Origin of the sequence: Pseudomonas sp. R62, from assembly GCF_000257605.1 — a bacterium.
GTDB classification, from domain to species: Bacteria; Pseudomonadota; Gammaproteobacteria; order Pseudomonadales; family Pseudomonadaceae; genus Aquipseudomonas; species Aquipseudomonas atacamensis.
This window is the reverse complement of the sequence record NZ_JH635998.1, coordinates 921,030-931,087: the sequence shown is the minus strand read 5'-3', so window position 1 is coordinate 931,087 and position 10,058 is coordinate 921,030. Positions and strand designations below refer to the sequence as shown.

Genomic DNA, 10,058 nt, shown 5'->3' with positions numbered 1-10,058 from the left:
GCTGATCGTCGATGTCGAAGACATGCTGCGTTCGGTGGACAAACTGCTCAATACCGGGCGCCTGGAGCGCATTGCCCGCCACGGCAGTCAAGCTGCCGAAGCGGCGCGCAAACGAGTCTTGGTGGTCGACGATTCGCTGACTGTGCGCGAGCTGCAACGCAAACTGCTGCTCAATCGTGGCTACGACGTCGCGGTGGCAGTGGACGGCATGGACGGCTGGAATGCGCTGCGTTCGGAGAACTTCGATCTGCTGATCACCGACATCGACATGCCGCGCATGGACGGCATCGAGCTGGTCACGCTGCTGCGCCGCGACAACCGCCTGCAATCGCTGCCGGTGATGGTCGTGTCGTACAAGGATCGCGAAGAAGACCGCCGCCGTGGACTGGATGCCGGCGCCGACTATTATCTAGCCAAAGCCAGTTTTCATGACGACGCCCTGCTCGATGCAGTGGTCGAGCTCATCGGAGGAGCGCGGACATGAGGATCGCAATCGTCAACGACATGCCCTTGGCGGTGGAGGCTCTGCGCCGGGCGCTGGCCTTCGAGCCGGCGCATCAGGTGATCTGGGTCGCCAGCAACGGCGCCGAGGCGGTGCAACGCTGCGCCGAGTGCACGCCAGACCTGATTTTGATGGATCTGATCATGCCGATCATGGACGGCGTCGAAGCCACGCGGCGGATCATGGCCGAAACGCCGTGCGCGATTGTCATCGTCACCGTGGATCGTCAACAGAACGTGCACCGCGTGTTCGAGGCCATGGGCCACGGCGCGCTGGACGTGGTCGACACGCCGGCCATTGGCGCCGGCAATGCCCAGGAAGCGGCGGCGCCGTTGTTGCGCAAGATCCTCAACATCGGCTGGCTGATCGGCGACAAGGCGCCACGTGCGCGCCCGGCGCCGAGTTCGCCGCGCAGTTCGCCGTCACGTCAGCGGCTAGTGGCGATCGGTTCGTCTGCCGGTGGGCCGGCGGCGCTGGAAGTGTTGCTCAAAGGCCTGCCGAAGGATTTTCCCGCCGCGATCGTGCTGGTGCAGCATGTCGATCAGGTGTTCGCCGCCGGCATGGCCGAATGGCTGGCCAGCGCCAGCGGCCTCGATGTGCGTCTGGCCCGTGAAGGCGAGCCGCCGCAAAGTGGCGCGGTGCTGCTGGCCGGGACCAATCACCATATTCGCCTGTTGAAAAACGGCACGCTGGCCTACACCGCCGAACCGGTCAACGAGATCTATCGCCCCTCGATCGACGTGTTTTTCGAGAGCGTCGCCAGTTACTGGAACGGTGACGCCGTCGGGGTTTTATTGACCGGGATGGGGCGCGATGGCGCGCAAGGGCTTAAGCTCATGCGCCAGCAGGGTTATTTGACCATCGCCCAGGATCAGCACAGCAGTGCGGTGTACGGCATGCCCAAGGCTGCCGCGGCGATCGATGCCGCGGTGGAAATCCGCCCGCTGGAAAAGATAGCGCCACGATTGCTGGAGATTTTCCCCAAATGAACAGGTTGATCGGCAATCCAGGCCCCCGCAGTACTCAGGTGACCGCTCATGAATGATTTACAGATCGACGACATTAAAACCGACGAGAACGCCGCCATGGTGTTGTTGGTGGATGATCAGGCGATGATCGGCGAAGCGGTGCGCCGTGGGCTGTCGAATCAGGAAAACATCGACTTCCACTTCTGCTCCGACCCGCAGCAGGCCATCGCCCAGGCGGTGCGGATCAAGCCGACGGTGATCCTGCAGGATCTGGTGATGCCCGGCCTCGATGGCCTGAGCCTGGTGCGCGAATACCGCAATCACCCGGCGACCAAGGACATCCCGATCATCGTCCTCTCGACCAAGGAAGACCCGCTGATCAAAAGCGCGGCGTTCTCCGCTGGCGCCAACGACTATCTGGTGAAGCTGCCGGACACCATCGAACTGGTCGCGCGCATTCGCTACCACTCGCGCTCCTACATGACATTGCTCCAGCGCGACGCCGCGTACCGTGCGTTGCGGGTCAGCCAGCAGCAATTGCTCGACACCAATCTGGTGCTGCAACGGCTGATGAATTCCGATGGCCTGACCGGGCTGTCCAACCGCCGGCACTTCGACGAGTACCTGGAACTGGAGTGGCGCCGTTCGCTGCGCGATCAGACGCAGCTGTCGTTGCTGATGATCGACGTCGATTACTTCAAGTCGTACAACGACAGTTTCGGCCACGTTGAGGGCGACGAAGCGTTGCGCAAGGTCGCCACAGCCATCCGTGACGCCAGCTCGCGGCCATCGGACCTGCCGGCGCGTTATGGCGGCGAGGAGTTTGTGCTGGTCCTGCCAAACACTTCGCCGGGCGGCGCGCGGCTGTTGGCCGAAAAACTGCGCCAGACTGTGGCGGCGCTGAAAATTCCGCATAACACGCCGGCCGAGGGTTCCAGTCTGACCATCAGCATCGGTCTGGCGACCATGGTGCCGCAGGCGGGCAGTGATTGCCGGCTGCTGATTTCGGCGGCGGATCGCGGCTTGTATCTGGCCAAGAACAATGGGCGTAATCAGGTCGGGATCGAGTAACGGCCGTTGCCCTCACCCCAGCCCTCTCCCGGAGGGAGAGGGGGCCGACCGAGGTGTCTCGGGCCAGACATCGACCTGAGAGATCGCAGCGATTATGGATCTTCAGGCTTGGCGATCACGGATTCGGTGAAGCCATTCTATTCGGCGTATGTTTCAAATATCCCCCGATCGGTCCCCTCTCCCTCCGGGAGAGGGCTAGGGTGAGGGCAGCAATCTCGGCCCATTCACCGCCAGACGGGCTGCCGCGACAGCCTGTTTACGTTATACTCGCCGGCTTTCAAAAGTTCGCCAACGAGTGCTGCCCGTCATGGAAATCAACCCGATCCTGAACACCATCAAGGACCTGTCCGAGCGCTCCGAAACTATTCGGGGGTATCTTTGACTACGATCAAAAGCATGAGCGTCTGACCGAGGTCAATCGCGAGCTTGAAGATCCGAGTGTCTGGAACAAACCTGAATACGCCCAGGAGCTGGGCCGCGAGCGTGCCGCGCTGGCGCAGATCGTCGACACCCTCGACGAACTGAACGGCGGTCTGGCCGATTGCCGCGACCTGCTGGACATGGCCGTCGAAGAAAACGACGAAGGCGCAGTGGGCGATGTCGTCGCCGAGCTGGCCCGTCTCGAGGAAAATCTGGCCAAGCTGGAATTCCGCCGCATGTTCAGCCATGAAATGGACCCGAACAACGCCTACCTGGACATCCAGGCCGGTTCCGGCGGTACCGAAGCGCAGGACTGGGCCAACATCCTGTTGCGCATGTACCTGCGCTGGGCCGACAAACGCGGTTTCGATGCGACCATCATGGAACTGTCCGCCGGTGAAGTCGCCGGGATCAAGGGCGCGACCGTGCACATCAAGGGCGAATACGCCTTTGGCTGGCTGCGTACCGAGATCGGCGTGCACCGTCTGGTGCGCAAGAGCCCGTTCGACTCCGGCAACCGTCGTCACACCTCGTTCTCGGCTGTTTTCGTCTCGCCAGAGATCGATGACAAGGTGGAAATCGAAATCAACCCGGCAGACCTGCGGATCGACACCTATCGTTCCTCTGGTGCCGGTGGTCAGCACGTAAACACCACCGACTCGGCCGTACGTATCACCCACGTACCGACCAACACCGTGGTCAGCTGCCAGAACGAGCGTTCCCAGCACGCCAACAAGGACACCGCGATGAAAATGCTGCGGGCCAAGTTGTACGAGCAGGAAATGCAGAAGCGCAATGCGGCCTCGCAGGCGCTGGAAGACACCAAGTCGGATATCGGCTGGGGTCACCAGATCCGCTCTTACGTGCTCGATGCCTCGCGGATCAAGGATCTGCGGACCAACATCGAACGCAGCGATTGCGACAAGGTGCTCGACGGCGATATCGACGAGTACCTGGAAGCCAGCCTGAAATCCGGCCTGTAACACCCTCTGTGGGAGCGGGCTCGCCCGCGATCCCCAGTCGAAGGCTGGGGGCAACGAACCTGATGGAATACTTAAAGACATGAGCGACCTACAACTCGACCCGCAAGCCCTGCAACAGGAAGAAAACTCCCTGATCGCCCTGCGCAAGGAAAAGCTTGCTGCCGAGCGCGCCAAGGGCAATGCCTTCCCTAACGACTTCCGCCGCGACAACTACTGCGATGCCTTGCAGAAACAGTACGCGGACAAGACCAAGGAAGAGCTGGCAGAGGCTGCAATCCCGGTCAAGGTTGCCGGTCGCATCATGCTCAACCGTGGCTCGTTCATGGTGATCCAGGACATGACCGGGCGCATTCAGGTCTACGTCAACCGCAAGACGCTGTCCGAAGAAACCCTGGCTGCGGTGAAAACCTGGGACATGGGCGACATCATTGCCGCCGAAGGCACTCTGGCGCGTTCCGGCAAAGGCGACCTGTACGTTGAAATGACCAACGTGCGCCTGCTGACCAAGTCGCTGCGCCCGCTGCCGGACAAGCACCACGGCCTGACCGACACCGAACAGCGCTACCGCCAGCGTTACGTCGACCTGATCGTCAACGAAGACGTGCGCCAGACCTTCCGCGTGCGTTCGCAAGTGATCGCGCACATCCGCAGCTTCCTGATGAAGCGCGACTTCCTCGAAGTCGAAACGCCGATGTTGCAGACCATTCCTGGCGGCGCTGCGGCCAAGCCGTTCGAAACCCACCACAACGCGCTGGACCTGCCGATGTTCCTGCGTATCGCCCCTGAGCTGTATCTGAAGCGTCTGGTGGTTGGCGGTTTCGAAAAGGTGTTCGAGATCAACCGCAACTTCCGCAACGAAGGCGTTTCGACTCGCCACAACCCTGAGTTCACCATGTTGGAGTTCTATCAGGCGTACGCCGATTACGAAGACAACATGGACCTGACCGAAGAACTGTTCCGCGAGCTGGCGCAGCTGGTACTGGGCAGCACCGACGTGCCGTACGGCGACAAAGTGTTCCACTTCGGCGAGCCGTTCGTGCGTCTGTCGGTGTTCGACTCGATCCTCAAGTACAACCCTGAGCTGACTGCCGATGATCTGAACGACATCGACAAGGCTCGCGCCATCGCCAAGAAGGCCGGCGCCAAGGTGCTGGGCTTCGAGGGGCTGGGCAAATTGCAGGTGATGATTTTCGAAGAACTGGTCGAGCACAAGCTGGAGCAGCCGCACTTCATCACTCAGTACCCGTTCGAAGTGTCGCCGCTGGCCCGTCGTAACGACGAGAACCCGAACGTCACCGACCGCTTCGAGCTGTTCATCGGTGGTCGTGAAATCGCCAACGCCTACTCCGAGTTGAACGACGCCGAAGACCAGGCCGAGCGCTTCATGGCGCAGGTGGCCGACAAGGACGCCGGCGACGACGAAGCCATGCACTACGACGCCGACTTCGTCCGTGCGCTGGAGTACGGCATGCCGCCAACCGCCGGCGAAGGTATCGGCATCGATCGTCTGGTGATGTTGCTCACCAACTCGCCGTCGATCCGCGATGTGATCCTGTTCCCGCACATGCGACCGCAAGCGTAAACGTTTCAGTTAAAAAGCCGCCTAAAACAGGCGGCTTTTTATTGCCTGTCTGGTACAAATGTATCAATTGGTTAATTTGGCATTAGTAGAGGAAGTGCTGTCGTGATGGGTGCATTAGCTCAAGAAGGTGCAGCGGGTATCGCCACTGCGGTCGCTGAAAGTGTTCAGTACCAGGGCCGCAAGGCCAGCCGACAGGGCAGTGAGCAGCGTCGCCAGGACATTCTCGACGCCGCGATGCGCATTGTCGTGCGCGACGGCGTGCGTGCCGTGCGCCATCGTGCGGTCGCGGCGGAGGCCGGCGTGCCGCTGTCGGCGACCACGTATTACTTCAAGGACATCGATGACCTGCTCACCGATACCTTCGCCCAATACGTTGAACGCAGCGCGGCGTACATGGCCAAGTTGTGGATCAATAACGAGGGTCTGTTGCGCGAAATGGTGGTCAGCGCCGACGGCAGCCCGGAGTCGCGCTCGCAACTGGCCGATGACATAGCGCGGCTGATGGCCGATTACGTGCATCGGCAACTGATCAACCGCCGCGAGCATCTGATGGCCGAACAGGCGTTCCGCCAGGAAGCACTGCTCAACCCGCGTCTGGCGATTCTGGTGCGCTCGCATCAGCAGATTCTCTTGCAGGGCACCTGCCAGTTGTTCCAGGTACTGGGCTCGCGCGAACCGCAGCAGGATGCCAAGGTGTTGACGGCGATTATCGGCCGGATGGAATATCAGGGCCTGCTCAACGACGCCGAGCCTCTGGCCGAAGAGGACATGCTCGGGATTCTGACGCGGTATATGCACCTGGTGCTGGCGTCGGTCTAGCGTTTCACGCTACACCCTGTGGGAGCGAGCCGTTTATGATCGTTCCCCCGCTCCGCGTGGGAATGCATCCTGTGACGCTCTGCGTCACGCAGCAAAAAAGGGACGCGGAGCGTCCCGGGCGACATTCCCACGCAGAGAGTGGGAACGATCAAAAGTCTGAGTTTCAGCACGTCACGTTTTCTACAGGAGTTTCGGGTGGACGATTACCAGCAGACGATACGCATGTTGTCCGATCGCATTGTGCTGGCGCAGACGCCGATCCGCGTGCTCGATGCGGTCAAGTGGGACGACAACGTGCGCAAGGGCTTCCTCAAGGCCAAGGGCAAGGAAATGCCGGCGGTGGATCGCGACTACTACCTCAACCGCCCGCTGTCGTTCGATTCGAGCCAGGTCAAACTGGAATTCCAGAACATCGAGCGTGACATCACCCGCCAGCTCGGCCAGTTCAACCCGGTCGGGCAGATCATGCGGCGCATGTGCAAGGAATACCGCATGGTGGTGCGCATGCTCGAGGCGCGCGGCACCGAGGACTTCGGCTTGATCTCGCAAGAGCTGTACGGCGCGGCGTCCGATGCCTTCCACGCCGGTGACCCGACCCTCGCCGACCTCGGCCTGATGATGTCCGACTACCTGAACAACATCGACGGGCGCGGCGATCTGAAGGACGAGCCGAAGATCCTCACCGCCAAAGACGCGGTGCACCTGCTGCAAACCCGACTGAACAAGGTATTCGGTGAGGCCGAAGAGACGATTCGCGTGTTCGAGTCCGACGGCATCGTCGCCGACGCTGCGGCGGGCGCCGACTACATCAAGATTCGCACCGACGCGCTGTTCAACGACCGCGACGTCCGTGCATTGGAAGTCCACGAAGGCCTGGTGCACGTCGGCACCACACTCAATGGCTTGAATCAGCCGATCTGCACGTTCCTGTCGAAAGGCCCGCCTTCGTCGACGGTGACCCAGGAAGGTCTGGCGATCCTGATGGAAATCATCACTTTTGCTTCTTACCCGAGTCGCCTGCGCAAACTGACCAACCGCACCCGTGCGATTCATATGGTCGAGGAGGGCGCGGACTTCTTGCAGATCTACGAATTCTTCCGCGAGCAAGGTTTCGAGATGGCCGAAAGCTACGGCAACGCCAGCCGGGTTTTCCGTGGCTCGACGCCGACCGGTCTGCCATTCACCAAAGACTTGTCCTACCTCAAGGGCTTCATCATGGTTTACAACTACATTCAGTTGGCCGTGCGCAAGGGCAAGCTCGAGCAGATTCCGCTGTTGTTCTGTGGCAAGACCACACTGGAAGACATGCGGACCTTGCGCCAACTGGTGGACGAAGGACTGGTGGTGCCGCCGAAATATCTGCCGGACCAGTTCCGGGACTTGAATGCGTTGTCGGCGTGGATGTGTTTCTCCAACTTCCTCAACCATTTGAGCCTGGACCGGATTGAGGCGGATTACTCCAATATCCTCTGATAGCTGATCGTTCCCACGCTCCGCGTGGGAATGCATCCCATGACGCTCCGCGTCACGGTGGACGCAGAGCGCATGGCGGCATTCCCACGCCGAGCGTGGGAACGATCCAACCGTATTTCAACCTGAAATTTCGCGAGGTTTCACCGGATGAGAATCCTCGGCATCCTTTGCCTGCTCTTGACCCTCGGCGGTTGCAGTTCGCTGCTGTTCTACCCCGAACCGGGTCAGGTCTTCACCCCTGACAAAGCCAAGCTTGAGTACCGCACAGTCACTCTGATTACCGCTGATGGCTTGAAGCTCAACGCCTGGTGGCTGCCGGCCAAACCTGGCGTCGAGGTCAAAGGCACGGTCCTGCATCTGCACGGCAACGGCGGCAATCTGCCGATGCATCTGGGCGGGAGCTGGTGGTTGCCGAAGAACGGTTATCAGGTCTTGTTGGTCGACTATCGCGGCTACGGTTTGTCCGAGGGCGAGCCGAGCCTGCCGGCGATCTATCAGGACATCGACGCCGCGTTCGCCTGGCTCGACAACGCGCCCGAGGTCAAAGGCAAACCGCTGGTGCTGCTCGGGCAGAGCCTTGGCGGCGCCATGTCGGTGCATTGGCTGGCGCAGCACCCGGAGCGGCAACAGCAACTCAAGGCCCTGGTGCTGGATGGTGTGCCGGCCAGTTATCGCAGCGTCGGCCAATTCGCCCTCAGCACTTCGTGGCTGACCTGGCCATTGCAAGTGCCGCTGTCGTGGCTGGTGCCGGACGGCGACAGCGCGATCAACTCGATGGCGCAGTTGACCGGCGTGCCCAAGCTGATCTTCCACAGCATCGACGATCCGCTGGTGCCGATGGCCAATGGCATTCGCCTGTATCAGGCAGCGCCGCCGCCGCGCGTGTTGCAGCTGACCCGTGGTGGTCATGTGCAGACCTTCGGCGACCCGGTGTGGCGTCAGGTCATGCTGCGCTATCTCGACGACCCCGAACACTTCGACGGCCTGCGCCGCCTCGGCGAAATCCCCAATTATCCGAAAGCCCCGAATTCTGAAGATGAGAGTCCGCAATGAGTGAAGAACGTAACGCCATCCCACTGATCATCACCGGTATCTGCAGCATCCTCGGCACCGTCGGGGCGCTGTGGTACTACGGCTACCTGCACTTTGCCAAGCCGGAGGATGCGTTGCTGCTCAGCGAATTCACCATGCTCAAGACCGTGCCGGGCGAGGACTACAAAGTCTCGCTGACACCTGCGCCGCAAGTGGCGCAGTGCATTGATGGCGTGCTGGTGTTGTTTGATACCGAGCAGAAAGGCCTGACCGGTGTGTTGATCAACGCGCAGAAAAAAGCTGTGCGGTGTATGGGCGAAGAGACTCCGCAGAAACTCGAGAAGTGATTCTGCAGGTTCAGCCCTCACCCTAACCCTCTCCCAGAGGGAGAGGGGACTGACCGAGGTGTTTGTTTAAGCTAAGTCGACCTGGTCCATTGCGCCGGACACAAGTTTTGAAAGCGACACAAATCGGCTCCCTCTCCCTTGGGAGAGGGCTGGGGTGAGGGGCTACGATGTCTGATCCCACAAAAAAAGCCCCGCCTGATCAAGTCAGGCGGGGCTTTTGCGTTACCGGGTGAAGCTTAGTTCGAGCTCACCGAAGAACGCGGTGCTACTGGCTGGTTGTCGTTGGAGATGGTCACTTCAACACGACGGTTCATCGCACGGCCCGAGACGCTGCCGTTATCCGCTACCGGGTACTCCTTGCCATAACCCTGAGCGACGATGCGCGAAGGATCGACGCCCATCTTGATCAGGGCCATCTGCACGGAAGTCGCGCGGCGCTCGGACAGCGACTGGTTGTAGCTCGCGGTGCCGGTGCTGTCGGTGTAACCCTCGACGATCACTTTGCGATCCGGGTTTTCCTGGAGGAATTGCGCCAGTTTGTTGATGTTCACCAGGCCGCTGGATTTCAGATCAGCCTTGTTGGTGGCGAACAGCACGTCACCGAAAGTCACCAGCGTACCGCGATCAGTCTGCTTGGCGTTGAGGCTGTCCTGCAGCTGTTTGATCTGCTGGTCACGGGCATCCAGACGGGCCTGGGCACGTTGGGCTGCGGCGTTTTTCAGGTTGTTTTCAGCGGTGCGCAGAGCGATTGTCTGCTTGGCCACTTCGACGCGCTGGTTGGTCAGGTAAGCCAGTTGGTCGACCTTGGCGGCGTCTTCCTTGTCCAGATAAGCCTTGTCGGCCTTGTCCAGGTAATCGCTG

The 10,058-nt window shown here is 60.7% G+C and carries 10 protein-coding genes; 9 read left to right on the top strand and 1 reads right to left on the bottom strand.

Annotated features, from left to right (window positions below):
• The 9 genes from OQK_RS05675 to OQK_RS05630 all read left to right on the top strand — a co-directional run.
• On the top strand, positions 1-484 hold a 484-nt coding region (locus tag OQK_RS05675), incomplete at its 5' end, for a response regulator (RefSeq protein ID WP_038860616.1).
• Positions 481-1,491 carry a chemotaxis response regulator protein-glutamate methylesterase gene (locus OQK_RS05670; protein ID WP_016771508.1) on the top strand — a complete coding sequence of 337 codons (1,011 nt, stop codon included), beginning with the start codon at positions 481-483 and terminating at the stop codon, positions 1,489-1,491. The genes OQK_RS05675 and OQK_RS05670, both read left to right, overlap by 4 nt.
• A 48-nt stretch (positions 1,492-1,539) precedes the next feature.
• Entirely contained in the window at positions 1,540-2,541 is a 1,002-nt protein-coding gene (locus tag OQK_RS05665; protein ID WP_016771507.1) for a response regulator, read from the top strand.
• Positions 2,542-2,848: 307 nt separating this feature from the next.
• Positions 2,849-3,944, top strand: a protein-coding gene (gene prfB / locus OQK_RS29675) for a peptide chain release factor 2 (protein WP_099758102.1) whose coding sequence is annotated in 2 segments (ribosomal slippage) — positions 2,849-2,920 and positions 2,922-3,944 — 1,095 coding nt in all. Because the reading frame shifts where the segments join, the coding sequence is not laid out codon by codon here.
• A 79-nt stretch (positions 3,945-4,023) separates the two neighbouring features.
• The gene (gene lysS, locus OQK_RS05650; RefSeq protein WP_016771506.1) at positions 4,024-5,526 is read left to right on the top strand and encodes a lysine--tRNA ligase; all 1,503 of its coding nucleotides are present in this window, start codon (positions 4,024-4,026) and stop codon (positions 5,524-5,526) included.
• 105 nt (positions 5,527-5,631) lie between these two features.
• On the top strand, positions 5,632-6,345 hold the full coding sequence (locus tag OQK_RS05645; RefSeq protein WP_016771505.1) for a TetR/AcrR family transcriptional regulator: 714 nt from the start codon (positions 5,632-5,634) through the stop codon (positions 6,343-6,345).
• Between the two features lie 222 nt (positions 6,346-6,567).
• Positions 6,568-7,818: a flavohemoglobin expression-modulating QEGLA motif protein gene (locus OQK_RS05640; RefSeq protein ID WP_166554750.1), complete on the top strand. Its 1,251-nt coding sequence runs from the start codon at positions 6,568-6,570 to the stop codon at positions 7,816-7,818.
• A gap of 147 nt (positions 7,819-7,965) precedes the next feature.
• The gene (locus tag OQK_RS05635; protein WP_016771503.1) at positions 7,966-8,871 is read left to right on the top strand and encodes an alpha/beta hydrolase; all 906 of its coding nucleotides are present in this window, start codon (positions 7,966-7,968) and stop codon (positions 8,869-8,871) included.
• Positions 8,868-9,197, top strand: a complete 330-nt coding sequence (locus OQK_RS05630; RefSeq protein WP_016771502.1) for a hypothetical protein — start codon at positions 8,868-8,870, stop codon at positions 9,195-9,197. Before OQK_RS05635 ends, OQK_RS05630 begins: the two co-directional genes overlap by 4 nt.
• Before the next feature lie 236 nt (positions 9,198-9,433).
• Here OQK_RS05630 and OQK_RS05625 read toward each other — a convergent pair.
• Positions 9,434-10,058: OmpA family protein (locus OQK_RS05625; RefSeq protein WP_038860612.1), on the bottom strand; the 625-nt coding region annotated here is incomplete at its 5' end.

Coding starts and splice junctions, on each gene's coding strand:
- OQK_RS05670 (WP_016771508.1), top strand. CDS start 481: ATGAGGATCGCAATCGTCAACGACATGCCCTTGGCGGTGGAGGCTCTG.
- OQK_RS05665 (WP_016771507.1), top strand. CDS start 1,540: ATGAATGATTTACAGATCGACGACATTAAAACCGACGAGAACGCCGCC.
- lysS (WP_016771506.1), top strand. CDS start 4,024: ATGAGCGACCTACAACTCGACCCGCAAGCCCTGCAACAGGAAGAAAAC.
- OQK_RS05645 (WP_016771505.1), top strand. CDS start 5,632: ATGGGTGCATTAGCTCAAGAAGGTGCAGCGGGTATCGCCACTGCGGTC.
- OQK_RS05640 (WP_166554750.1), top strand. CDS start 6,568: ATGTTGTCCGATCGCATTGTGCTGGCGCAGACGCCGATCCGCGTGCTC.
- OQK_RS05635 (WP_016771503.1), top strand. CDS start 7,966: ATGAGAATCCTCGGCATCCTTTGCCTGCTCTTGACCCTCGGCGGTTGC.
- OQK_RS05630 (WP_016771502.1), top strand. CDS start 8,868: ATGAGTGAAGAACGTAACGCCATCCCACTGATCATCACCGGTATCTGC.